This is a genomic window from Paracoccus sp. BR5-17, from assembly GCF_055693925.1.
On the sequence record NZ_JBVFUV010000003.1, the window covers coordinates 832,550 to 857,091 of the forward strand.

Genomic DNA, 24,542 nt, shown 5'->3' on the forward strand with positions numbered 1-24,542 from the left:
GGCTCAGCCCCTCACCAGCAGCACCCCGGGCGCGTAGGCGATGAAGAAGGGGTTCTCGAAGCCCGGCTTGCCATAGGTCAGCGGCGCGTGGTCGTCGAAGCGCACGACCTCGCCGCCGGCGCCGCGCAGGACCGCGTCGCCCGCCGCCGTGTCCCATTCCATCGTCCGGCCCAGCCGCGGATAGAGGTCGGCCTCTCCGGTGGCGACCAGGCAGAACTTCAGCGAGGATCCGGCGCTGGTCATGTCGCGCACGGCATAGCGGGCGATATAGCTGTCGGTCGCCGCGTCCCGGTGGGATTTCGACGCCACGACCATCAGCGCGCGATTGTCGGGGATCGGGTTCACGCCGATCGGCACCGTCTGGCCGGGGGCGTCGCCGAAGGGCCCCTGCTCCTCGACCGAGCGGCCGTCCGCGGTGGTGTAGAACAGCCGGCCCTTGGCGGGGGCATAGACGACCCCGCGCACGGGCACGCCGTCCCGCACATAGGCGATGTTGACGGTGAAATCCCCCGCCTCTGGACGAACTCCTTCGTCCCGTCCAGGGGATCGACGATCAGGAAGCTGCGCACCTCCTGCGTGTGGGTCGCGGCCTGTTCCTCGGTGATGAGGGGGTGTCGGGAAAGGCCGCGCGCAACCCCGCCGAGATCAGCGCGTCGGCGGCCTCGTCCGCGGCGGTGACGGGCGAATCGTCGGACTTGGCGCGCACCTCGAAGTCGGGGGAATCGTAGATCTCCATGATCCGCGTTCCGGCCTGCAACGCCAGGCGCCGCATCTCGGGGATCAGTCGTTCAAATTCCATCCAGTTTCCTTCCCCGCCGGCCTGTTCCGCGCGGCGCCGCCGATTGTGACGCGCGCCCGTTCCCCTTATGATCGCAGCCGACGGCTTGGGCAAGCGCCCGCGGGACCGGCAGCAGGGGGCGGGCGCAGGCATTGTTCAACCAGAGGAAGAACAGCACGGTCGTGCAGGCGGTGGGCACCACGCTGGGGCTGATCTATCACCAGACCGTCTACAACCTGCGCAACGACCACCGCAACGCCGTGCTGGGCCTGCTGCTGACCGTGCTGCAGTCGGCGATCTTCATGATGGCCTTCCTGCTGGTCTATCTGATCGTCGGGATGCGCGCCTCGCCCATCCGGGGCGACTTCATGCTGTATCTGATGTCGGGCATCTTCATGTTCATGGTCCATGTCCAAGCATCGGGGGCCGTGGCCGGCAGCCATTCGGTGTCGGGCGGGCTGGTAAGGCACGAACCGCTGAGCCCGGCGGTCCTGATCGCCTCGGCCGCGCTTGCGGTCCTGTATCGCCAGACCGTCAGCTGCATTGCGATCCTGTGGCTGTATCACGTGCTGATGACGCCGATCCAGTTCGATTTCTGGCCGGGCAGCGTGGCGATGTATCTGCTGTCGTGGTTTTCAGGCGGCTGCATCGGCCTGATCTTCCTGGGCATCCGGCCCTGGTCGCCGCGCGGCTCGAAGCTGGTCACCACGGTCTATCAGCGCATCAACGTGTTCGCCTCGGGCAAGATGTTCGTGGGCAACCTGCTGCCCAACGCGCTGCTGCCCTGGTTCATCTGGAACCCCCTGTTCCACCTCATCGACCAGCAGCGGGGCTTCCTGTTCATCAACTACACGCCGCTGAAATCCGATCCGCTCTATGCGCTGTGGTTTTCGCTGGCGGCGATGATGATCGGGCTTCTGGTGAACTTCACCACGCGGAAATACGAATCCCTCAGCTGGAGCGCGGCCGATTGAGCGGGCGCAAATTGCCGCCATCCGGCGCTTGCGGGGTCTCAAACCATCCCTATATACAGCCCGAAGCGTCCGGTCAGCCGGGCCTGGAAATGCATTTTGGGATCGGGCCTTGGGGGCCATAGCGGACCTGAAGCCCTTTGAAATCGCCGCAAGAAGGAAATCAGCATGTCAAAAGTCATCGGCATCGACCTCGGCACCACGAACAGCTGCGTCGCGATCATGGACGGCAGCCAGCCCAAGGTCATCGAGAACAGCGAAGGCGCCCGCACCACGCCCTCGATCGTGGGTTTCACCGAAAGCGAGCGTCTGGTCGGCCAGCCTGCCAAGCGCCAGGCGGTCACCAACCCCACCAACACCATTTTCGCCGTCAAGCGCCTGATCGGCCGCCGCATCGGCGACGAGGCGGTTGAAAAGGACAAGAAGCTTGTCCCCTACAACATCGTGGACGGCGGCAACGGCGACGCCTGGGTCGAGGTTCGGGGCGAGAAGTATTCCCCCGCCCAGGTCAGCGCGATGATCCTTCAGAAGATGAAGGAAACCGCCGAATCCTATCTGGGAGAGCCGGTGACGCAGGCCGTCATCACGGTTCCCGCCTATTTCAACGACGCCCAGCGTCAGGCGACCAAGGACGCCGGCAAGATCGCCGGCCTGGAAGTCCTGCGCATCATCAACGAGCCGACCGCGGCCGCGCTGGCTTATGGCCTGGACAAGAAGGACAGCAAGACCATCGCCGTCTATGACCTTGGCGGCGGCACCTTCGACATCACCATCCTGGAAATCGACGACGGCCTGTTCGAGGTGAAATCGACCAACGGGGACACGTTCCTGGGCGGCGAAGACTTCGACATGCGGATCGTCAACTACCTGGCGGACGAGTTCAAGAAGGAACACGGCGTCGATCTGACCAAGGACAAGATGGCCCTTCAGCGCCTGAAGGAAGCCGCCGAGAAGGCCAAGATCGAGCTGTCGTCCTCCAGCCAGACGGAAATCAACCAGCCGTTCATCTCGATGGACAAGAACAGCGGCACGCCGCTGCACCTGGTCGTCAAGCTGACCCGCGCCAAGCTGGAAAGCCTGGTGGGCGACCTCATCAAGCGCACCATGAAGCCGGTGGCCGACGCTCTGAAGGATGCGGGCGTGTCCAAGTCCGACATCGACGAGGTGGTTCTGGTTGGCGGCATGACCCGGATGCCCAAGGTGATCGAGGCCGTGACCGAGTTCTTCGGCAAGGAACCCCACAAGGGCGTGAACCCCGACGAGGTCGTGGCCCTGGGCGCCGCCATCCAGGCCGGCGTGCTGCAGGGTGACGTCAAGGACGTCGTGCTGCTGGACGTGACGCCCCTGTCGCTGGGGATCGAGACCCTGGGCGGCGTGTTCACCCGCCTGATCGACCGCAACACCACCATCCCGACCAAGAAATCGCAGATCTTCTCGACCGCCGAGGACAACCAGAGCGCCGTGACGATCCGGGTGTTCCAGGGCGAACGGGAAATGGCGGCCGACAACAAGCTGCTGGGCCAGTTCAACCTCGAGGACATCCCGCCGGCACCGCGCGGTCTGCCGCAGATCGAGGTGACCTTCGACATCGACGCCAACGGCATCGTCTCGGTGTCGGCCCGCGACAAGGGCACCGGCAAGACGCAGAACATCACCATCCAGGCCTCGGGCGGCCTGACCGACGAGGATATCGAGCGGATGGTGAAGGACGCCGAGGCCAATGCCGAGGCCGACAAGCAGCGCCGCGATCTGGTGGAAGCCAGGAACCAGGCCGAAAGCCTGATCCATTCCACCCGCAAGTCGCTGGAAGAGCATGGCGACAAGGTCGATGGCTCGACGGTCGAGGCGATCGAGCTGGCGGTGGGCGCGCTCGAGGAGTCGCTCAAGTCGGACGACGCGGGCAAGATCCGCGGCGGCATCCAGAACCTGATGGATGCGTCGATGAAGCTGGGCGAGGCGATCTACAAGTCGCAGCAGGCCTCCTCGGAAGGCGGCGACGATGACGGCGACCGCCCGCGCAACGTCGATGAGGACATCGTGGACGCCGATTTCGAGGATCTCGGCGAAGACAAGAAGCGCGGCTGATCCGGGCCGCACCCTTTCGGGCCGGTCCGCGGGATGACGCGGGCCGGCCGTTTCGTCGGGGAACCAGACAGGACGAAAGATGGCCAAGCGTTGCTACTACGAGGTTCTGGGCGTGACGCGCGGGGCCTCGGCCGAGGAAATCAAGAAGGCCTATCGCCAGAAGGCGAAGGAACTGCATCCGGACCGCAACAAGGACAACCCCCAGGCCGAAGCCCGCTTCAAGGAAGCCAACGAGGCTTACGACTGCCTCAAGGACGAACAGAAGAAGGCCGCCTATGACCGCTTCGGCCATGCCGCCTTCGAGGGCGGCGGGGGCGGCTTCGGCGGGCGCGGGGCCCATTCGGGCGACTTCGGCAGCGCCTTCGCCGACGTGTTCGAGGATCTGTTCGGCGACATGATGGGCCGGCGCGGCGGCGGCGGGGGCCGATCGCGCGCCCAGCGCGGCCAGGATCTGCGCTACAACCTGCGCGTCAGCCTGGAAGAGGCCTATGCCGGGCTGAAGAAGTCCATCACCGTCCCGGGATCTGTCGCCTGCGGCGAATGCGAGGGCACCGGGGCCGAGGGCGCGACCCAGCCCGCAGCCTGCCCCACCTGCGCGGGCATGGGCAAGGTCCGCGCCCAGCAGGGCTTCTTCACCGTCGAACGCACCTGCCCCACCTGCGGCGGACAGGGCCAGATCGTCAAGAATCCCTGCAAGGCCTGCCACGGCGCCGGCCGCATCGAACGCGAGCGCACGCTGTCGGTGAACATCCCCGCCGGCGTCGAGACCGGCACCCGCATCCGCCTGGCGGGCGAGGGCGAGGCCGGGTTGCGCGGCGGTCCCGCGGGCGACCTGTACATCTTCATCGAGGTGCAGGACCACCCGATCTTCCTGCGCGACGGCAAGATCCTGGCCTGCCAGGTGCCGGTCAGCATGGCCACGGCCGCCCTGGGCGGCGAGGTCGAGGTGCCCACGATCGACGGCGGGCGCGCGCGCGTCAAGGTGCCGGCGGGCAGCCAGTCCGGGCGCCAGATGCGCCTGCGCGGCAAGGGGATGCCTCCCCTGCGCCATGGTCCGGGCGCGGGCGGCGAACCGGGCGACATGCTGATCGAACTGGTCGTGGAAACCCCGGTGAACCTGACCCCCCGCCAGCGCGAGCTGCTGCGCGAGTTCGAGGCCGAGCAGGCCAACAACAGCCCGCAGTCGGACAGCTTCTTCGACAAGGTGAAAAGCTTCTGGGACGGCATGACCCGCTGAGGGGCCGCTGAGGGGCCGCGGGCGTTAACCAATTCTTCACCCGGTCGGGTCCATGCTGTGGCCATGGACCCGAATCGCACCTTTGGCGAAATGCCCCTGCCGCTGTTCCAGCCCGCCCCTGACGAGGCGGTCCCGGCGCCCGGCCCGTCGTCTGGCAGGCTGCCCTCGTACCTGGCGGATCACCGCGCCCGGTTGCGCGACCGCTTCCTGCAGGGCGGCGCCACCGCGATGCCCGATTACGAACTGCTGGAACTGGTGCTGTTCCGCGCCATTCCCCGCCAGGACGTGAAGCCCCTGGCGCGGCGGCTGATCGAAACCTTCGGCGACTTCAACCGCGTCCTGACCGCCCCCGCCGCGCGGCTGGAACAGGTCGCGGGCGTCGGACCCGCCGTCGTCACCGAACTCAAGATCGTCGAGGCCGCGGCCCAGCGCATGGCCCGGGCCCGGGTCATGCACCGCCCCGTCCTGACGGGCTGGGACGCGCTTCTGGACTATTGCCATACCGCCATGGCCCATCGCGAGATCGAACAGTTCCGGGTGCTCTATCTCGACCGCAAGAACGTCCTGATCGCGGACGAGGAGCAGGCCCGGGGCACCGTGGACCACGTGCCCGTCTACCCGCGCGAGATCATCAGGCGCGCCCTGGAACTGAATGCCTCGGCGCTGATCCTGGTGCACAACCACCCCTCGGGCGACCCGACGCCGTCGGACGCGGACATCGCCATGACCGCCCGCATCGCCCAGGCCGCCGACAGCATGGGAATCGTGATCCACGACCACCTGATCATCGGCAAGTCGCGCGAACTCAGCTTCCGCAGCCAAGGCCTGCTCTAGGCGTTCTTCTTTGCCGAAATACCCCCGGGGGTGAAGGCCGCGCCAGCGGCCGAGGGGGCTGGAAGCCCCCTGCCTGCCGAAGGGCGGGGAAACGGCCCGCGGATCCTGCGGCGGAATGCCCGCGACACTTTTCCAACAGCGGCCGGGGAATGGGCAGGGCAGGCGGGGCTTACCCGCTGGACTGACGGAAGATTGAAGGCTAGAACCGCCCCCGCGAAGGCTGCGACGATGCGCGGCCCGGATTGTCGTATCGGCCGGTCGCCGGCCCGAATTGGAGAATGACCCGTGTCCCACGCAGATGACCACGTAGGCACCCGGAGGGATTTCCTCTACTATGCCACGGCGGGCGCAGGCACGGTGGCCGCCGGTGCCGCCGCCTGGACGCTCGTGAACCAGATGAACCCGTCGGCCGATGTCCAGGCGCTCGCCTCGATCCAGGTCGATGTCAGCGGCGTGGCCGAAGGCACGCAGCTGACCGTCAAATGGCTGGGCAAGCCCGTGTTCATCCGCCGCCGCACCCCCGAGGAGATCGAGGCCGGCCGGGCCGTCGATGTCAGCGAGCTGATCGACCCCACCGCCCAGAACGCCAACCTGGGGGGCGTGGAGCCCGCGACCGACGAGAACCGCACCCTGGACGAGGCCGGCCAGTGGCTGGTCCAGATCGGCGTCTGCACGCATCTGGGCTGTGTTCCCATCGGCGACGGCGCAGGCGATTTCGGCGGCTGGTTCTGCCCCTGCCACGGCTCGCACTACGATACGGCGGGGCGCATCCGCCGCGGCCCCGCGCCGCAGAACCTGCACATTCCCGTCGCCGAATTCCTCGACGACACCACCATCCAGCTGGGCTGAGGAGGATCTCGATGGCCGGAATTCCGCACGACCATTACGAGCCCAAGACGCGCTTCGAAAAGTGGCTCTACCGCCGCCTGCCGATCGCCGGGGTGATCTATGACACGATCATGATCCCCACGCCGAAGAACCTGAACTGGATGTGGATCTGGGGCATCGTGCTGATGTTCTGCCTGGTCCTCCAGATCGTCACCGGCATCGTGCTGGTGATGCACTACACGCCGCATGTCGACATGGCCTTCGCCAGCGTCGAACACATCATGCGCAACGTGAACGGCGGCTACATGCTGCGCTATCTGCACGCCAACGGCGCCTCGCTGTTCTTCCTGGCGGTGTATCTGCACATGTTCCGCAACCTCTACTACGGCAACTACAAGGCGCCGCGCGAGGTGACCTATATCATCGGGATCCTGATCTATGTCCTGATGATGGCCACGGCCTTCATGGGCTACGTGCTGCCCTGGGGGCAGATGTCCTTCTGGGGCGCCACGGTGATCACCGGCCTCTTTGGTGCCATCCCGGGGATCGGGGCGCCGATCCAGCAATGGCTGCTGGGCGGGCCGGCCGTGGACAACGCGACGCTGAACCGCTTCTTCTCGCTGCATTACCTGCTGCCCTTCGTCATCGCGGCGCTGGTCGTGGTCCATGTCTGGGCCTTCCACACCACCGGCAACAACAACCCCACCGGGGTCGAGGTGCGCCGCACCAGCAAGGAAGAGGCCGCCAGGGACACCCTGCCCTTCTGGCCCTACTTCATCATGAAGGACCTGTTCGCGCTGGGCGTGGTGCTGGTGCTGTTCTTCGCGGTCGTCGGCTTCATGCCGAACTACCTGGGCCACCCCGACAACTACATCGAGGCGAACCCGCTGGCGACCCCGGCCCATATCGTGCCCGAATGGTACTTCCTGCCCTTCTACGCGATCCTGCGCGCCTTCACGGCCGACGTCTGGATCGTGCAGATCGTCCAGTTCCTGTCCTTCGGCATCATCGACGCCAAGTTCTTCGGCGTACTGGCGATGTTCGGCGCCATCCTGGTCATGGCGCTGGTGCCTTGGCTGGACACCAGCCGGGTCCGCTCGGGCCGCTATCGCCCGCAGTTCAAGTGGTGGTACTGGCTGCTGGCCTTCGACTTCGTGCTGCTGATGTGGTGCGGCGCGATGCCGGCCGAGGAGCCCTATGCGACGATCTCGCTGATCGCCTCGGCCTACTGGTTCGCCTACTTCCTGGTCATCCTGCCGCTTCTGGGCATTTTCGAGAAGCCCCAGCCGATGCCCGCCACGATCGAGCAAGACTACCTTGCGCATCACAATTCGCCCACGCGCATGGCCGAGTAAGGAGAGCCGGACAATGACCCTGAGAACCACGTCGCTCACGGCCGCTCTGGCCCTGGCGATCTCTGCCGGCGGCGCTGCCCTTGCGCAGCAGGCCGTCACGATCGCCCCGGCCCCGCAAGACGCCGAGACGCAGCAGGCACCCCAGCCTGCGGCCATCCCGCCGGCGACCGAAGGCGAGGCCGCCCCGGCCCAGGCCCAGGCCCCCGCGGCGGAAGCCCCTGCGGCCCAGGCCCCTGCAGCCCCCGCTCCTGCGGCCGAAGCCCCCGCGGCCCCGGCCCCCGTCGAGGCCGGTTCGGGGGAAACCCCGACCGGCGAATCCGCGACCGCGCCCACGCAGTCGTCCGAACCGACCTCGGAACCGGCCGGAGGCGAGCTGACGCCGATGGAGGCGCCGCAAGCCCCCACCGCCACCGCGACCGACGGCGACACGCCCGCCGAGGCCCCGGCCGCAGACGCGCCCGCCGCGATCCAGGAGCCGGCTGGCGATCCTGAAGCCGGCGCCGCGGCGGAAGACGGCGCGCAAGCCGCAGACGCCGTCGGCCTGACCGAGGGCGAGGAAGCCGCAGTCCCGGCCGAAACCACCGGCACGGTCGTGGCGGTCGAACGTCACGACGACGTCGAGGGACAGGCCGCCGAGGAGGAGGACCACGGCGGCGGCGACCACGGCGGCGGCCATATCGAGGACATCGCCTTCAGCTTCGAGGGTCCGTTCGGCACCTTCGACCAATTCCAGCTGCAGCGCGGGCTTCAGGTCTATACCGAGGTCTGCGCGGCCTGCCACGGCCTGAAGTTCGTGCCGATCCGCACCCTGCACGACGACGGCGGCCCCGGCCTGCCCGAGGATCAGGTCCGCGCCTACGCCGCGGCCCTGACCCCGATCCTGGATCCCGAGACCGGCGAGGAACGCGCCCGCCTGCCGACGGACCATTTCCCGACGGTGACAGGCGAGGGCATGGGTCCCGACCTGTCGCTGATGGCAAAGGCCCGCGCGGGGTTCCACGGCCCCTACGGGACCGGCATCAACCAGCTGCTGAAGGGCATCGGCGGGCCGGAATACATCCACGCGATCCTGACCAGCTATACCGGCGAACAGGTCGAGGAGGCCGGCGCGGTGCTGTATGAAAACACCGCCTTTCCCAGCGGCTACATCGCCATGCCTCCGCCGCTGACGGACGATGCGGTGACCTATCAGGACGGCACGCCCGCCACGGTCGATCAGATGGCGCGCGACGTGGCGGCCTACCTGATGTGGACGGCCGAGCCCAAGCTGACCGACCGCAAGCAGGTCGGCCTGGTGGCCGTGCTGTTCCTGATCGTCCTGACCTCGCTGCTGTATCTGACCAACAAGCGGATCTGGGCGCCCCACAAGGGCAAGAACCTGCACCGCTGATCCCTCTCAGCGCCGCAAGACCCTGACGCGCCCCCTGCGGGGCGCGTCTTTCGTTGACAACGCGGGCGACGCCCTGCTTGCCTCTCGGGCGGGACATCGGAGAACACATGGCCATCTGGAACCTGGGCTCGATCAACATCGACCATGTCTATCGGCTGGACCGCCTGCCCCGGCCGGGCGAGACGCTGGCCGCGCGAAGCTATTTCCGCGGCCTGGGGGGCAAGGGGGCGAATCAGTCCATCGCGGCGGCGCGGGCGGGCGCCGTCACCCGGCACATCGGCGCCACCGGCCAGGACGAGGACTGGGTGATTCAGCGCCTGCAGGATGCCGGGGTCGGTGTCGCCGGCATCCGGCGCCTAGCGGATCAGGCGACGGGCCACGCCATCATCCTGCTGGACGAGGGGGCCGAGAACGCGATCGTCATCCACCCCGGCGCGAACCGCGCCATCACCGCCGAGATGCTGCACGAATCTCTGGCCCCCATCCAGCCGCAGGACACGCTGCTGATCCAGAACGAGACAAGCTGCCAGGTCGAGGCCGCGCGCCGGGCGCGGGCGGCAGGGGCGCGGGTGATCTATTCGGCGGCACCCTTTGACATCGCCGCCGTGCGGGACGTCCTGCCGCATGTGTCCGTCCTGGCGCTCAACGCGGGCGAGGCCGAGGAGCTGTTCGCGGCGATGCCCGGCGATCCGCCGGTCGAAGGGCTGCTGATCACGCGCGGTGCCGAAGGCGCGGAATACCGCGACCTGACCACCGGCACCGTCCATCGCCAAGCGGCCTTTGCCGTGCGCGCGGTCGATACCACCGGGGCCGGCGACACCTTCGCGGGCTATTTCGCCGCGGCGCTGGACCGGGGCGAGGCGGTTCCGGCGGCGTTGCGGCTGGCCTCGGGGGCGGCGGCGCTGAAGGTCACGCGACCCGGTGCGGGCGACGCCGTCCCCGCGCTGAGCGAGGTCACGGCCTTCATCGCGGACCGCGCCTAGCCCAGCGAATAGCCGGCGCCGCGCACCGTCCGAACCGGGTTGTCGCCGCCGTTCTGCATCAGCGCCTTGCGCAGGCGGCCCACGTGCACGTCGATGGTGCGCGTGTCCACATAGATGTCGCGGCCCCAGACCCGGTCCAGCAACTGTTCGCGCGTCCAGACGCGGCCAGGCCTCTCCATCAGGGTGGACAGCAGCCGGAACTCGGTCGGTCCCAGATGCAGCGCCCGTCCCGCCCGGAAGACGCGGTGTTCGGCGGCGTCCAGGATGATGTCGCCGAAGGACAGCCGCTCGCCCATGCTGGCGGGCCGGGTGCGGCGCAACTGCGTGCGCAGCCGGGCCATCAGTTCGACCACCGAATAGGGCTTCACCACATAGTCGTCCGCCCCGGTTTCCAGGCCGCGCACGCGGTCGGCCTCCTCGCTGCGGGCGGACAGCATGATGATGGGGATGGACCGCGTCGCCGGGTCGGCCTTGACCTGGCGGCAGACCTCGATCCCCGAGACGCGGGGCAGCATCCAGTCCAGCACCAGCAGATCGGGCTGCTCCTCCTGGACCAGCAGCAGCGCGTCCTCGCCGTTGTCGGCGACAACGACCGCGAAGCCTTCGGCCTCGAGGTTGTATTGCAGCACCTCGCGCTGCGCGCCTTCGTCCTCGACCACCAGGACGCAGGGGGCTTGGCGGCTCATCTCAGCCTCGGGCCGTGGCGCCCGTGCCGATGTCCGGCACGCTGTTGTCCCGGGGCCGGCTGTCCTCGGGCACCACGCCCGTGACCAGATAGATCACCTGTTCGGCGATGGCGGTGGCCAGATCGCCCATGCGTTCGACGTTCTTGGCGATGAAGTGCAGGTGCATGCAGGCGGTGATGTTGCGCGGATCCTCCATCATGTGGGTCAGGAACTCGCGGAACAGGGCGTTGTACATCTGGTCCACTTCCAGGTCGCGCTGCCGGACGTCCTCGGCCAGGGCGGCGTCGCGGCGGATATAGCTGTCCAGCGCGTCCTGCACCATCTTGCCGACCGCCTGGCTCATCCGGCGCAGCGCCAGGCCGGCGCCCTCGATGGGCGGCATCTGCGACAGGACATGGGTGCGCTTGGCGATGTTCTTGGCATGGTCGCCCGCGCGTTCAAGCGAATGGGCGATCTTCATCACCGCCAGCACCATGCGCAGGTCGGTGGCGGTGGGGGCGCGCAGGGCGATCAGCCGGGCCGCGTCCTCGTTCAGCCGCGCCTCGAGGTCGTCGATCGCCTTGTCGCGGCGCCGCACCTGTTCGGCCAGCTCCTCGTCGCGGGTTTCCAGCGCGGTGGCGGCGTCGTGGATGGCGGCCTCGACCATGCCGCCCATCTTGACCGCCAGCGCCTGGATGGCTTCCAGATCGCGGTCGAAGGCCGATGAGATGTGCTTTTCGCGGTTCATGTTGCCTGCCCCCTGTGTCAGCCGATCCGGCCCGAGATATAGGCCTCGGTCCGGCTGTCCCTCGGCCTGGTGAAGATGTCGTCGGTGTCGCCGTATTCGACAAGGTTGCCCAGGTGGAAGAAGGCCGTCTTCTGGCTGACCCGGGCGGCCTGCTGCATGGAATGGGTCACGATCACGACCGAGAACTGCTCGCGCAGCTCCTCGATCAATTCCTCGACCTGGGCGGTGGCGATGGGGTCCAGCGCGGAGCAGGGCTCGTCCATCAGCAGGACCTCGGGGCTGGTGGCGACGGCGCGGGCGATGCACAGCCGTTGCTGCTGGCCGCCCGACAGGCCGGTGCCGGGCTCGCTCAGGCGGTCCTTGACCTCGTTCCACAACGCCGCGCCGCGCAGGGCCTTTTCGACGATGCCGTCCAGTTCCGCGCGGTTCCGGGCCAGGCCGTGGATGCGGGGACCGTAGGCCACGTTGTCGTAGATCGACTTCGGGAAGGGGTTCGGCTTCTGGAACACCATGCCCACCTTGGCGCGCAGCTGCACCGGATCGACGCGGCGATCATAGATATCCTCGCCGTCCAGAAGGATCTCTCCCTCGACCCGGGCGATGGGGATGGTGTCGTTCATGCGGTTGATGCAGCGCAGGAAGGTGGACTTGCCGCAGCCCGAGGGGCCGATGAAGGCGGTCACGGTCTTGTCCAGGATGTCCACATCGACATCCTTCAGCGCGTGCTTGTCGCCATAGAAGACCTGCACCTTGCGGGCCTGGATCTTGATGTCGTCGGGGGTCACGGCAGCCTCCGGGCGGCGGGTCGTGTCATACATGGGGGGCCTCGCTTGGGGCATGTTCACCACCGGCGCTCGAACCGGCGGCGCAGCCAGATGGCCAGCAGGTTCATGCACAGGAGGAAGACCAGAAGAACGATGATGGCGCCCGAGGCGCGCTCGATGAAGGCGGGGTCGGAACGCTGGGTCCAGTTGAAGACCTGCACCGGCAGCGCGGATGCGGGATCGAACAGCCCCTCGGGCAGGCCGCCGGGCAGGTCGCGGATGAAGGCCACCATGCCGATCAGCAGCAGGGGCGCGGTTTCCCCCAGGGCTTGGGCCAGGCCCAGGATCATGCCCGTCAGGATGCCCGGCGTGGCCAGCGGCAGGACGTGGTGGAAGACCGACTGCATCTTGGACGCCCCCACCCCAAGCGCCGCGTCGCGGATCGAGGGCGGCACGGCCTTCAGCGCCGCGCGCGCCGGGATGATGATGCGCGGCAGCGTCATCAGCGTCAGCACCAGACCGCCGACGATGGGCGCCGATTGCGGCAGGCCGGCGAAGTTGATGAAGGCCGCCAGCCCCAGGATGCCGAAGACGATCGACGGCACGGCCGCCAGATTCGAGATGTTGACCTCGATGAGGTCGGTCAGGCGGTTCCGGGGGGCGAACTCTTCAAGATAGATGCTGGCGGCGACCCCGATCGGCACCGCCAGGACCAGCACCACCAGCATCATGTAGAACGACCCCAGGATCGCCGCGCCGACGCCCGCCGCCTCGGGCCGCTGGTCCGAGGCGTCGGCATTGGTCAGGAAGTCCCAGTTGAAGCGGGTGACGATGTCGCCGCGATCCGCCAGTTCCTGCGCCAGCATCAGCTGCTGGGGCGAGGTGTTGGCATCGCGTTCGGCGCTGTCCAGGGTGACGCGGCCCTTGAAGTAGCCGTCGATGCGGCCCCCCACCAGCACGTCGAAGTCGACCGTCTGCCCCACCAGGTCCGGGTTGGCCAGCACCCGGTCGCGGACCTGCGCCGACGCCTCGCGCGAGATCAGCCCGTCGATGTCGTCCTGCGACAGCCCCTCGATGCGGATGCCGTGGCGCGCCACCGCGTCCTCGACCGCGGCATCCAGCACCCGGCCGTAGGACAGGGTCAGCACCTTGGCCATCTCGGCGGGGTCGCGGTTGCCGCGGGGATCCAGAACCTCGGGGTCCAGTGTGACGGGGATGTTCAGATAGGTCTGGCGGAAGGCCCCCGCCCCGCCGGCCAGGATCGTCGCCAGAAGCACCACCAGGGCGATCATCGACACCGCGATGGCTAGCACCCCGTAAAGGCGGAAGCGCCGCTCGGCGGCATTGCGGCGGCGGGTGCGGTCGTCCTGGGCCAGCAGCGACCCGTTGCGTCGGGCCGGCGCGGCGGCGGGGCTGGACAGCGGCAGGTCGGTCATTCGTATTGCTCGCGATATTTGCGCACGATGATCAGCGCGACCACGTTCAGCGCCAGGGTGATGACGAACAGCGTCAGCCCCAGCGCGAAGGCCACCAGCGTCTCGGGCGAGTTGAAGTCGCTGTCGCCGGTCAGCTGGCTGACGATCTTGACGGTGATGGTGGTCATCGCCTCAAGCGGGTTGAGGCTCATCTGCGCGGCCGCGCCCGCGCCCAGCACCACGATCATCGTCTCGCCGATGGCGCGGCTGGCGGCCAGCAGGATGGCCCCGACGATGCCCGGAAGGGCGGCGGGCAGCACCACCTGGCGCACGGTTTCCGACGGCGTGGAGCCCAGGGCCAGCGCCCCGTCGCGCAGCGATTGCGGCACCGCGTTGATGATGTCGTCGGACAGCGAACTGACAAAGGGGATCAGCATGATGCCCATGACCAGCCCCGCCGTCAGCACCGAGGATCCCGAATTGCCCAGCCCCAGCGGTTGCGCGAAATAGTCGCGCAGAAGCGGGCCGACGGTGATCAGGGCGAACAGGCCATAGACGATGGTAGGGATCCCCGCCAGAACCTCGATGGCGGGCTTGACCAAGCCGCGGACGCGGCCGCTCGCGTATTCCGACATGTAGATGGCGGCGAACAGTCCGATGGGCACCGCGACCAGCAGCGCGATGAAGCTGATGTAAAGCGTGCCCCACAGCAGCGGCAGGATGCCCAGCTGCGAATTGCCCTGGAAACGGGGCGTCCATTCGGTGCCGAAGAAGAAGGTCTGCCAGTCATAGACCTGGAAGAAGCGCGCGGTCTCGAAGACCAGCGACAGCACGATCCCGACGGTCGTCACGATGGCGATCAGCGAACACAGCATCAGCAGGCCCAGCACCATGCGTTCGACCACGTTGCGGGCCTGGAAGTCGCGCCCGACGCGCGTCACGCCCCAGCCAAGCCCGCCCACGGCCGCAGCCAGCGCCACCAGTCCCACGACCGGCCCCCCGTCCGCCGGCAGCACATCCGCCAGCCGCAGGACCGAGGCCACGGCCAGAACCGCCAGCGGCGGGAACAGCGCCGTCAGTGCGACGCTGTAGCCGTGATAGGTGGGGCGGCTGTGCAGCTTGCGGATGTCGGACCCGGCCGCGGCGAAGGCCCGGCCGCGGCCGATGGCGTAACCGGCGGCGGCCAGCAGGAAGCTTGCGAAAATCGCCCATGACAACGGCATTCGGGCAGTCCTTCAGGGAACGGAGGGCCGGGCGGCGGCCGGTTCTGCCACCGCCCGCCGGGTCTTACTGCATCACCGTCTCGTTGGCGACGGCTTCCTGGGTGGCGGCCAGTTCGGGGTCCGACACCAGGCCGTATTCGGCCAGCGGACCGTCGGGACCGGCGATCTCGTCGGAGACGAAGAATTCCACGAACTCCTTGAGACCGGGGATCTCGCCGATATGGGCCTTCTTGACGTAGAAGAACAGCGGACGCGACACCGGGTATTCGCCCGATGAAATCGTCTCGGTCGAGGGGGCGACGCCGGACATGGTGCCGACCTTCAGCTTGTCGGTGTTGTTTTCGTAAAACGACAGGCCGAAGACGCCGATCCCGTTGGGAGAGCTTTCGATGCGCGACAGCGTCTCGGTATAGTCGCCGTCGATGTCCACGGCGCGGCCATCGGTGCGCAGCGTCATGCAGGCTTGCTCGGCCGCGTCCTCGTCCATGCCCGAGGCCACGAAGGCCTCCATGGCGCCGGATTGCTCGCAGCCGGCCAGCATGACCTTTTCCTCGAAGACCTCGCGCGTGCCGTGCTTGGTGCCGGGAACGAAGGCCAGGATTTCCTGATCCGGCAGATCCGGGTTCACCTCGGACCAGGTGGCGGCGGTGTTGTCCACGATCTGGCCGTCGCGCACGACCTTGGCGGCCAGGGCGTTGAACCAGTCGGCGGGCGTATAGGCGAAGTCCGGGCCGCCGGCGGCATTGGCGAAGACGATCCCGTCATAGCCGATGCGGACCTCCATGATGTCGGTCACGCCGTTGGCGGTGCAGGTCTCGCGTTCGCTGTCGCGGATGGCGCGGCTGGCATTGGCGATATCGACGGTGCTTTCGCCCATCCCTTCGCAGAACTTCTGCAGGCCCGCGCCCGTCCCGCCGGATTCGACGACGGGAACGGGGAAGTCCATGTTCTCGCCGAACAGTTCGGCGACGATGGTGGAATAGGGCAGCACGGTGGACGATCCCGACACCTGGATCTGATCGCGGGCGGCCGCGGTCGTGGCCGAGGCGGCGATCACGGCCAGGGCCGAGACGGTGAGTTTCACGGTGGACATGGATCTCTCCTGTTGCTTCACGCCCAGTCGGGGCTGTGCGTGACCTAAGCGCCACAGGTGACGCTTGTGCAAAAGAATCATGACATTTTCATGACAAAACGGCCTTTCCCGAAGGATTCGGTGCGGATTCGGTGCCGGTCCGGTGGCGATCAGCCGATCCGCCCCCGCGCGCCCCCGGTCTGGGCGCGGTCCAACAGCAGGTGGTCCAGGATCACGCAGGCGGCCATCGCCTCGGCCACCGGCACGGCGCGGATGCCCACGCAGGGATCGTGGCGGCCCCTGGTCATCAGGTCGATTTCCGTGCCGTGGCGGTCGATGCTGCGGCGGGGCGTGGTGATGGAACTGGTCGGCTTGACCGAGAAGCGGACCACGATCGGCTGGCCGGTGCTGATGCCGCCCAGGATGCCGCCGGCGTGGTTGGACAGGAAGATCGGGCCGTCCTTACCCATGCGGATCTCGTCGGCGTTGCCGGTGCCCGTCAGGGCGGCGGCAGCCATGCCCTCGCCGATCTCGACGCCCTTCACCGCGTTGATCGACATCATCGCGGCGGCCAGATCGGTGTCCAGCTTGGCATAAACCGGGGCGCCGAGGCCGGGGGGCAGCCCTCGACCAGAACCTCGATCGCGGCGCCGACGCTGTTCTGGTCCTTGCGGATGGCGTCCAGATAATCGGACCACTGGTCCACCGCCGTCGCGTCAGGCAGGAAGAACGGGTTGTCGCCAATGGCATTGGCGTCGAAGCGCGCCCGCTCCAGGTGCAGCGTCCCCATCTGCACCATGTATCCGGTGATGCGCAGATCCGGCAGCAGGTCGCGCAGCACCGCCTGCGCCACGCCCCCCGCCGCGACCCGGGCCGCGGTTTCGCGCGCCGAGGACCGCCCGCCGCCGCGATAATCGCGGTGGCCGTATTTCAGGTGATAGGTGATGTCGGCATGGCCCGGACGGAAGGCCTGGGCGATTTCGCCGTAATCCTTGGACCGCTGGTCGGTGTTCTCGATCATCAGCTGGACCGGCGTGCCGGTGGTGAACCCATCGAAGACGCCGGACAGGATCCGCACCTGGTCGGCCTCGCGCCGCTGGGTGGTGTGCTTGCTGGTGCCGGGGCGGCGGCGGTCCAGGAAGGCCTGGATGAAAGCCTCGTCCAGGGCCACGCCGGGGGGCACGCCATCGACGGTGGCGCCCAGGGCGGGGCCGTGGCTTTCGCCCCAGGTGGTGAAGCGGAACACGCGGCCGAAGGTGTTGAAGCTCATGCGGTTTCCTTGCTCAGGGCTTTCAGGTCATAGATCAGATCCAGCGCCTCGCGCGGGGTCAGGGCATCGGGGTGGATGTCCTTCATCCGCGCCTCCAGCGGGCTGTCCTTGGCCTTGGTGGCGGGCGGCGGGGCGGGGGGCGCGGCGCGAAACAGCGGCAGGTCGTCGATCAGCGCGGCAGGACGCACCGCCCCCTCGCGTTCGCCCGATTCCAGCGCGTCCAGCACCGCGCGGGCGCGTTCGACCACCGAGGCCGGCAGCCCCGCCAGCCGCGCCACCTGCACGCCATAACTGCGGTCGGCCGCGCCCTTCCTGACCTCGTGCAGGAAGATCACCTCGCCGTCCCATTCGCGCACCGCGACGGTGGCGTTTTCCACGCCGTCCAGCCGGGCGGACAGCGCCGTCAGCTCGTGATAATGGGTGGCGAACAGCGCCCGGGAGCGATTGGCCGCGTGCAGATGTTCCATCACTGCCCAGGCGATCGACAAGCCGTCCCAGGTCGAGGTGCCGCGCCCGATTTCGTCCAGGATCACCAGGGCGCGGTCGTCGGCCTGGTTCAGGATGGCGGCGGTTTCCACCATTTCGACCATGAAGGTGGACCGGCCCCGCGCCAGGTCGTCGGCGGCGCCCACGCGGCTGAAAAGCTGGCTGACCAAGCCGATCCGGGCGCGGCGGGCGGGCACGAAGGACCCGGCCTGCGCCAGCACCGCGATCAGCGCGTTCTGGCGCAGGAAGGTCGATTTGCCGGCCATGTTCGGGCCTGTCAGCAGCCAGATCGCCGGGGTATCGCCTTCGGTCAGCGCGCAGTCATTGGCCACGAAGCTGTCGGCCTTGCGCTTCAGCGCGCGTTCCACGACCGGATGGCGGCCGCCTTCGATGACGAAGGCGCGGCTGTCGTCCACGACGGGCCGCGTCCAGCCCTCGCCCGCGGCGATGTCGGCGAAGGCGGCCGCCAGGTCGATCTCGGCCAGGGCGCGGGCCGCCTGGGCGATGGGGCCGGCGCGGTCCAGAACGGCGGCGCGCAGCCGCTCGAAGATCGCCCGCTCGATCTCCAGCGCGCGGTCGCGGGCGTTGAGGATCCGCGTTTCCAGATCCGACAGTTCGAGGGTGGTGAAGCGGATCTGGTTGGCGGTGGTCTGGCGGTGGATGAAGGTCGCGTTCAGCGGCGGGGCCATCATGCGTTCGGCATGGGTGGTCGTCGTCTCGATGAAATATCCCAGCACGTTGTTGTGCCTGATCTTCAGGCTTGGCACCCCGGCCAGCGCCGCGTAATCGGCCTGCATCCCGGCGATGACGCCGCGCCCCTCGTCGCGCAGGCGGCGGGTCTGGTCCAGATCGGCGTCGTGACCGGCGGCGACGAAGCCGCCGTCGCGGGCCAGCAGCGGCGGTTCGGCCACCAGCGCCTCGTCCAGCAGCCCGATCAGGTCGCCCTGGCCGGTCAGGTCGCGCGCGGCATCCGCCAGCACCGGCGCGCAGTCAGCGGGCAGCCGCGCCGCGATCGCCCCGCCCTGCGCCAGCCCGGCGCGGATCGCCCCCAGATCGCGCGGCCCGCCCCGGTCCAGCGCCAGCCGCGACAGCGCCCGGTCCATGTCGGGGACGCGGGCCAGCGCCATGCGCAGGTCCGCCAGCAGCCGCGGGTCGTCGACCAGCATCGCCACCGCGTCGTGGCGCGCCTGGATCAGCGCCAGATCGCAGCTTGGCGCGCCGACGCGCCGTTCCAGCAGCCGCGCCCCCGCCGCCGTCACCGTGCGGTCGATGGCCGCCAGCAGCGACCCCTCGCGCCCGCCCGACAGGGCTTGGGTCAGTTCCAGGTTGCGCCGGGTCGCGGCGTCGATCTGCATCGCTCCGCCAGCCCGTTCGCGCACGGGCGGGCGCAGCAGGGGCAGCCTGCCCTTCTGCGTCAGGTCCAGGTAGTCGACGATGGCCCCCATCGCCGCCAGTTCCGCGCGGGTGAAGCTGCCGAAGCCGTCCAGCGTGTCCACGCCGTAAAGCGCGCAGAGCCGCCGCTGCCCCGCCGCGCTGTCGAAGGCGCTGGCCGGCAGGTCGGTCATGGCCGCGCCGGCCTCCTCGATCAGGTCGCGCAGGGCCGGGTCCGCCACCAGCACCTCGCGCGGGGACAGGCGGGCCAGTTCCGGGGCCAACCGCGCCAAGGCGCAGTCCATCACCTGGAAGGCGCCGGTCGAGATATCCACCCAGGCCAGCGCGCTCTCCTCGCGCACCTGCGCGAAGGCCGCCAGGAAATTGTGCCGCCGCGCTTCCAGCAGCGATTCCTCGGTCAGCGTTCCCGGCGTCACCAGCCGCACCACCTCGCGCGCCACCACCGACTTCGAGCCGCGCTTGCGGGCCTCGGCCGGGTCTTCCACCTGCTCGGCGATGGCGACGCGGAAGCCCTTGCGGATCAGCGTCAGCAGATAGCCCTCGGCGGCATGGACCGGCACGCCGCACATCGGGATCGGTTCACCCCCATGCGTGCCGCGCCGGGTCAGCGCGATGTCCAGCGCGGCGGCGGCGGCCACCGCGTCGTCGAAGAACATCTCGTAGAAGTCGCCCATGCGATAGAACAGCAGCGCGCCGGGATTGGCGTCCCGGATCGCCAGGTATTGCGCCATCATCGGGGTGGGCTGTTCGCTCGCGTCCTTGGTCATGGCGGCTTTTCTAGCCGCTTGCGCGGGCGCGCGAAATCCCTACATTCGACCCCACCTCGGGGGCCAAGTGGCTGAGACGCGCAAGCGGACCCGTTGAACCTGATCCGGCTAACACCGGCGGAGGGAAGGTGACGCTGTCCTTTCTTTCGGCAACCCTTGTGGAAAGGAGACAGCGATGAGACTGCCCCTGATGCTTGCCCTTCTGGCCGCGGCCCCGGCCGTGGCGCAGGAACGACCCGTCCTGACCGTCTATGCCGGCGAATCGATCACCAGCGAATGGGGACCCGGCCCGAAGATCGAGGAAGGGTTCGAAGCCTTCTGCGCCTGCGACCTGCGCTTCGTCACCGGGGACGAGTTGTCCCGCATCCTGATGGAGGGCGAGCGGACCGAGGCCGACATCGTCTTCGGCCTGAACACCGACGTGACGGCGCGTGCCCGCGCATCGGGGCTGTTCGCGCCGCACGGGCAGGACACCACCGGGCTGTCGATGCCCATCGCATGGACCGACGACATCTTCCTGCCCTACAACTGGGGCGAGACGGCCTTCGTCTATGACGAGACCCGGCTGAAGAGTCCCCCCGCCAGTTTCGCCGAACTGCTGGACGCGCCGGACGATCTGAAGATCGTCATCCAGGATCCGCGATCATCGGTCAGCGGTCTGGCGCTGCTGCTGTGGGTCAAGGCGGTCTATGGCGATCAGGCGCCGGACGCCTGGGCGAAGCTTGCCCCCAAGGTGCTGACCGTCACCAAGGGCTGGTCGGAATCCTACGGCATGTTCACCGAGGGCGAGGCCGACATGGTGCTGTCATACACCACCTCGCCCGCCTATCACATCGCGGCCGAGGACGACCCGACCAAGAAGGCCGCGATCTTCCCCGAAGGCCATTACTTCATGGCCGAGGTGGCGGCCCAGGTCCGCACCACCGACCAGCCGGAACTGGCGCAACGCTTCATGGACTGGATCCTGACGCCCGAGTTCCAGAAGGTGATCCCGCTGGCCAACTGGTCCCTGCCCGCCAAGCTGCCGCAGGACGAATGGCCGCAGGTGATGCGCGACCTGCCCCGCCCCGAAAAGACCCTGTTCTATACCGAGGACGAGGCCGAGGCGGCCCGCCAGCCCGCGCTTGACGAATGGCTGCGGGCCTTCGCGGGCTGAGCCGGGCCGAGGCCGGGGGCGCTGCGGCAGCCCTTGGCCTTGCCGTCCTGATCCTGGGCACGCTGGGGGCCGTCGCCTGGGCGGCGCAGGGGCTGTCGGGGCTTGGCCCCTGGGACTGGCGCGCGGTCCGGTTCACGCTGTGGCAGGCGGCGCTGTCGGCCACGCTGTCGGCGGCCCTGGCGGTGCCGGTGGCCCGCGCCCTGGCGCGGCGGCGCTTTGCGGGCCGGGCCGCCCTGGTCACGCTGCTGGGCGCGCCCTTCATCCTGCCGGTGATCGTGGCGATCATGGGGCTGGTCGCGGTCTTTGGCCGCAACGGCGCCGTCAATGACGCCCTGCGGCTTCTGGGCCTGCCCGAGGTCTCGATCTATGGCTGGCAGGGGGTGATCCTGGCGCATGTGTTCTTCAACCTGCCCCTGTCGGTGCGGCTGATCCTGCAGGGCTGGCAGTCGATCCCGGCCGAACGCTTCCGGCTGGCGGCCTCGCTGGGGTTCGGGCCGGGCGATCTGGCGCGGCATCTGGAACGGCCGATGCTGCGCGCGGTGCTGCCCGGCGTCTGGCTGGTGGTGTTCCTGGTCTGCCTGACCAGCTTCACCGTGGCCCTCGCCCTGGGCGGGGGACCGCGCGCGACGACGGTGGAGCTGGCGATCTATCAGGCCTTCCGCTTCGACTTCGACCTGGGCCGGGCGGCCAGCCTGGGGCTGGTCCAGATCGGCCTGTGCCTGGCGGCAATGGCGCTGGCCCGCCGGATCGCCGTTCCCGCGGCCTTCGGGGCAGGCTTGGACGCGGTCGCGACACCGCTTGCGCCGGGCGGCTGGCACCGGATCGGCGACGCCCTGGCCATCGCCGGGGCGGGGGTTCCTGATCGCTCCGCTGGCGGCGGTGATCCTGCGCGGCCTGCCGCAGATCCCTGCCCTGCCGCCCGAGGTCTGGGCGGCGGCGCTGCGGTCGGCGGTCATGGCGCTTGTCTCGGCGCTGCTGGCGCTGGGGCTGGGGCTCAGCCTGGCGCTGGGGCTGGCGCGCGGCCGGTTGCGCTGGCTGGAAGCGGCCGGGACGCTGCCGCTCATCGCCTCGCCGCTGGTGCTGGGGACGGGGCTGTTCATCCTGCTGCGGCCCTGGGTCGCGCCGCAGGCGCTGGCGCTGCCGGTGACGGTGGCGATCAACGCCGTCATGGCGCTGCCCTTCGGGCTGCGGGCGCTGATCCCGGCGGCCCGCAGCCTGCAGCAGGATTACGGGCGGCTGGCCGATTCGCTGGACCTGCGCGGGCTGGCGCGGCTGCGCCTGCTGACCCTGCCGCGCCTGGCCCGGCCCCTGGGCTTTGCCGGCGGGCTGGCCGCGGCGCTGGCGATGGGGGATCTGGGGGTCATCACGCTGTTCGCCGCCGACCAGCCGACCCTGCCCTTGCAGCTTTACCAGTTGATGAACGGCTATCGCATGGCCGAGGCCGCGGGCTGCGCGGTGCTGCTGATGGCGCTGAGCCTGGGGCTGTTCTGGATCTTCGACCGTGGAGGCCGCCTTGCTTGAACTGGACGCCATCCGGGTGGTGCGCGGCGGCTTTTCGCTGTCGGCCGATCTGGCGGTGCAGCGCGGCGCCCGGGTGGCCGTGATCGGCGCCTCGGGGTCGGGGAAATCCACGCTGCTGTCGCTGGTGGGCGGCTCTCTGGCGCCGCAATCGGGTCGGATCCGGCTGGACGGCCAAGACATCACCGGCATGGCGCCGGGCCAGCGCCCGGTCTCGATCCTGTTTCAGGACCAGAACCTGTTCCCGCATCTGAGCGTGGCGCAGAACGTCGGGCTGGGCCTGCGGCCCGACCTGCGCCTGTCCCCGGCCGACCGCGACCGCGTCGCGCAGGTGCTGGCCGATGTCGGGCTGGAGGGGCTGGCGGACCGCCGCCCCGCCGACCTGTCCGGCGGCCAGCAGGGCCGCGTCGCCCTGGCCCGCGTCCTGTTGCGGGCCCGCCCGCTGCTGCTGCTGGACGAGCCCTTCGCGGCGCTTGGCCCGGCCCTGAAATCCGAGATGCTGGCCCTGCTGGCGCGCATCGCCGACCGGACCGGCGCCACGGTGCTGATGGTCACCCACGACCCGGACGACGCCCGCCGCTTCGCGCCGCAGACGATCCTGGTCGAGGGCGGCGTGGCCCACCCGCCGGTGCCGACCGGGCCGTTGCTGGACGATCCGCCGCCGGGGCTGCGGGCTTATCTGGGCTGAAGATTGAACACCCTCTCGGGCTGCACCGTGCCGCCCTGATAGCGGCCGATGCAGACCGGACCTGCGGCATCGGCCACCCAGACCAGATCGCCCCATTCCGCCATGCCCGTCACCTGCCCGGGATTGCCGTTGCGGATGCGCATCGCCCCTTCCGGCGTGGCGCGCAGCATCGGCAGGTCGGCGAGCGCAGTCTCCAGCGGCAGAAGCCGGCCGTCCAGCCAGTCCTGCGCGTCGCGGTCGATACGGTCGAAGGGCACGCCGTCGCCGGCATCGAAGGGCCCTGACCAGGTGCGGCGCAGATGCGCCACATGGCCCAGGCAGCCCAGCGCGCGGCCCAGGTCGCGGGCGATGGACCGCACATAGCCGCCCTTGCCGCAGACCATCTCAAGCCGCGCGGTATCCCGGTCACAGTCCAGCAGGGCCAGGCTTTCGACCCACAGCGGCCGGGCGGCCAGATCGGGCGCCTCGCCCTCGCGCGCCAGGTCGTAGGCGCGTTCGCCATCGACCTTGACGGCGGAAAAGGCAGGCGGCACCTGCATGATGTCTCCGGTGAAGGCGGGCAGCGCCGCGCTGATCGCGGCGCGGTCGGGGCGGGCATCCGACCGGCGCAGGACTTCGCCCGAGGCATCGTCGGTCGTGGTCTCGGCCCCCCAGGCCACTGTGAAGTCATAGCATTTCAGCGCGTCGGTGACGGTGGCGACGGTCTTCGTGGCCTCGCCCAAGGCCACGGCCAGCACGCCCGTCGCATCGGGATCCAGCGTCCCGGCATGGCCCGCCTTCCTGGCGTCCAGCGCCCAGCGGACCTTGGCCACCACGGCGGTCGAGGTCACGCCGGCGGGCTTGTCCACGATCAGCCAGCCATTGATGTCGCGGCCCTTCTTGCGTGCCATGCTGCACCCCCTGAAAGCGAAGGCGGC

Annotated in this window: 18 protein-coding genes, 3 pseudogenes and 1 riboswitch; of the genes and pseudogenes, 11 read left to right on the top strand and 10 right to left on the bottom strand. The window is 69.0% G+C overall.

Annotated features, from left to right (window positions below; all coding sequences use genetic code 11):
• Positions 1 to 3: 3 nt before the first annotated feature.
• Positions 4 to 799 (bottom strand): annotated as a pseudogene (cysQ, locus tag ACZ1HC_RS05520) (3'(2'),5'-bisphosphate nucleotidase CysQ).
• Between the two features lie 131 nt (positions 800 to 930).
• Here cysQ and ACZ1HC_RS05525 point away from each other — a divergent pair.
• The 8 genes from ACZ1HC_RS05525 to ACZ1HC_RS05560 all read left to right on the top strand — a co-directional run bounded on the left by ACZ1HC_RS05525 (position 931) and on the right by ACZ1HC_RS05560 (position 10,461).
• Positions 931 to 1,752 (top strand): ABC transporter permease, encoded by an 822-nt coding sequence (locus ACZ1HC_RS05525; RefSeq protein ID WP_472699089.1) that lies wholly within the window; start codon positions 931 to 933, stop codon positions 1,750 to 1,752.
• Between the two features lie 165 nt (positions 1,753 to 1,917).
• Positions 1,918 to 3,834, top strand: a complete 1,917-nt coding sequence (dnaK, locus tag ACZ1HC_RS05530) for a molecular chaperone DnaK (protein WP_472699090.1) — start codon at positions 1,918 to 1,920, stop codon at positions 3,832 to 3,834.
• 79 nt (positions 3,835 to 3,913) lie between these two features.
• On the top strand, positions 3,914 to 5,071 hold the full coding sequence (gene dnaJ, locus ACZ1HC_RS05535) for a molecular chaperone DnaJ (protein WP_472699091.1): 1,158 nt from the start codon (positions 3,914 to 3,916) through the stop codon (positions 5,069 to 5,071).
• 63 nt (positions 5,072 to 5,134) lie between these two features.
• Entirely contained in the window at positions 5,135 to 5,905 is a 771-nt protein-coding gene (gene radC, locus ACZ1HC_RS05540; protein ID WP_472699092.1) for a RadC family protein, read from the top strand.
• A gap of 285 nt (positions 5,906 to 6,190) precedes the next feature.
• Positions 6,191 to 6,754, top strand: a complete 564-nt coding sequence (gene petA, locus ACZ1HC_RS05545) for a ubiquinol-cytochrome c reductase iron-sulfur subunit (RefSeq protein WP_472699093.1) — start codon at positions 6,191 to 6,193, stop codon at positions 6,752 to 6,754.
• 11 nt (positions 6,755 to 6,765) lie between these two features.
• The gene (gene petB / locus ACZ1HC_RS05550; protein ID WP_472699094.1) at positions 6,766 to 8,088 is read left to right on the top strand and encodes a cytochrome b; all 1,323 of its coding nucleotides are present in this window, start codon (positions 6,766 to 6,768) and stop codon (positions 8,086 to 8,088) included.
• 592 nt (positions 8,089 to 8,680) lie between these two features.
• Entirely contained in the window at positions 8,681 to 9,478 is a 798-nt protein-coding gene (locus ACZ1HC_RS05555; protein ID WP_472700788.1) for a cytochrome c1, read from the top strand.
• Positions 9,479 to 9,585: 107 nt separating this feature from the next.
• Positions 9,586 to 10,461 carry a ribokinase gene (locus tag ACZ1HC_RS05560; RefSeq protein WP_472699095.1) on the top strand — a complete coding sequence of 292 codons (876 nt, stop codon included), beginning with the start codon at positions 9,586 to 9,588 and terminating at the stop codon, positions 10,459 to 10,461.
• Here ACZ1HC_RS05560 and phoB read toward each other — a convergent pair.
• From phoB to mutS, 8 genes and pseudogenes are all read right to left on the bottom strand, one after another.
• A complete protein-coding gene (phoB, locus tag ACZ1HC_RS05565) occupies positions 10,458 to 11,147 on the bottom strand; it encodes a phosphate regulon transcriptional regulator PhoB (protein ID WP_472699096.1) in 690 nt (229 codons plus the stop codon). The two genes, ACZ1HC_RS05560 and phoB, sit on opposite strands and share 4 nt — an antisense overlap.
• Before the next feature lies 1 nt (position 11,148).
• A complete protein-coding gene (phoU, locus tag ACZ1HC_RS05570; RefSeq protein ID WP_472699097.1) occupies positions 11,149 to 11,874 on the bottom strand; it encodes a phosphate signaling complex protein PhoU in 726 nt (241 codons plus the stop codon).
• Between the two features lie 17 nt (positions 11,875 to 11,891).
• Positions 11,892 to 12,692 carry a phosphate ABC transporter ATP-binding protein PstB gene (pstB, locus tag ACZ1HC_RS05575; protein ID WP_472699098.1) on the bottom strand — a complete coding sequence of 267 codons (801 nt, stop codon included), beginning with the start codon at positions 12,690 to 12,692 and terminating at the stop codon, positions 11,892 to 11,894.
• A 23-nt stretch (positions 12,693 to 12,715) separates the two neighbouring features.
• Positions 12,716 to 14,074, bottom strand: coding sequence for a phosphate ABC transporter permease PstA (gene pstA / locus ACZ1HC_RS05580; protein WP_472699099.1), 1,359 nt, complete (start codon positions 14,072 to 14,074; stop codon positions 12,716 to 12,718).
• Positions 14,071 to 15,276, bottom strand: coding sequence for a phosphate ABC transporter permease subunit PstC (gene pstC / locus ACZ1HC_RS05585; RefSeq protein ID WP_472699100.1), 1,206 nt, complete (start codon positions 15,274 to 15,276; stop codon positions 14,071 to 14,073). The genes pstA and pstC overlap by 4 nt, the downstream gene beginning before the upstream one ends.
• A gap of 64 nt (positions 15,277 to 15,340) precedes the next feature.
• Entirely contained in the window at positions 15,341 to 16,369 is a 1,029-nt protein-coding gene (locus ACZ1HC_RS05590; RefSeq protein ID WP_472699101.1) for a substrate-binding domain-containing protein, read from the bottom strand.
• A 149-nt stretch (positions 16,370 to 16,518) separates the two neighbouring features.
• A pseudogene (aroC, locus tag ACZ1HC_RS05595) lies at positions 16,519 to 17,618 on the bottom strand (chorismate synthase).
• Positions 17,615 to 20,263, bottom strand: a complete 2,649-nt coding sequence (gene mutS, locus ACZ1HC_RS05600) for a DNA mismatch repair protein MutS (RefSeq protein ID WP_472699102.1) — start codon at positions 20,261 to 20,263, stop codon at positions 17,615 to 17,617. The pseudogene aroC and the gene mutS overlap by 4 nt, the downstream one beginning before the upstream one ends.
• A gap of 47 nt (positions 20,264 to 20,310) precedes the next feature.
• A riboswitch (TPP riboswitch) is annotated at positions 20,311 to 20,406 on the top strand.
• Positions 20,407 to 20,438: 32 nt separating this feature from the next.
• Between mutS and ACZ1HC_RS05605 the strand changes: the two genes are divergently transcribed.
• From ACZ1HC_RS05605 to ACZ1HC_RS05615, 3 genes and pseudogenes are all read left to right on the top strand, one after another.
• Positions 20,439 to 21,419 (top strand): thiamine ABC transporter substrate-binding protein, encoded by a 981-nt coding sequence (locus ACZ1HC_RS05605; RefSeq protein WP_472699103.1) that lies wholly within the window; start codon positions 20,439 to 20,441, stop codon positions 21,417 to 21,419.
• Positions 21,395 to 22,940: pseudogene (locus tag ACZ1HC_RS05610) on the top strand (ABC transporter permease family protein). The gene ACZ1HC_RS05605 and the pseudogene ACZ1HC_RS05610 overlap by 25 nt, the downstream one beginning before the upstream one ends.
• On the top strand, positions 22,933 to 23,625 hold the full coding sequence (locus tag ACZ1HC_RS05615) for a thiamine ABC transporter ATP-binding protein (RefSeq protein WP_472699104.1): 693 nt from the start codon (positions 22,933 to 22,935) through the stop codon (positions 23,623 to 23,625). The pseudogene ACZ1HC_RS05610 and the gene ACZ1HC_RS05615 overlap by 8 nt, the downstream one beginning before the upstream one ends.
• Here ACZ1HC_RS05615 and truB read toward each other — a convergent pair.
• Entirely contained in the window at positions 23,613 to 24,515 is a 903-nt protein-coding gene (gene truB, locus ACZ1HC_RS05620; protein ID WP_472699105.1) for a tRNA pseudouridine(55) synthase TruB, read from the bottom strand. The genes ACZ1HC_RS05615 and truB overlap by 13 nt on opposite strands.
• Between the last annotated feature and the right edge of the window lie 27 nt (positions 24,516 to 24,542).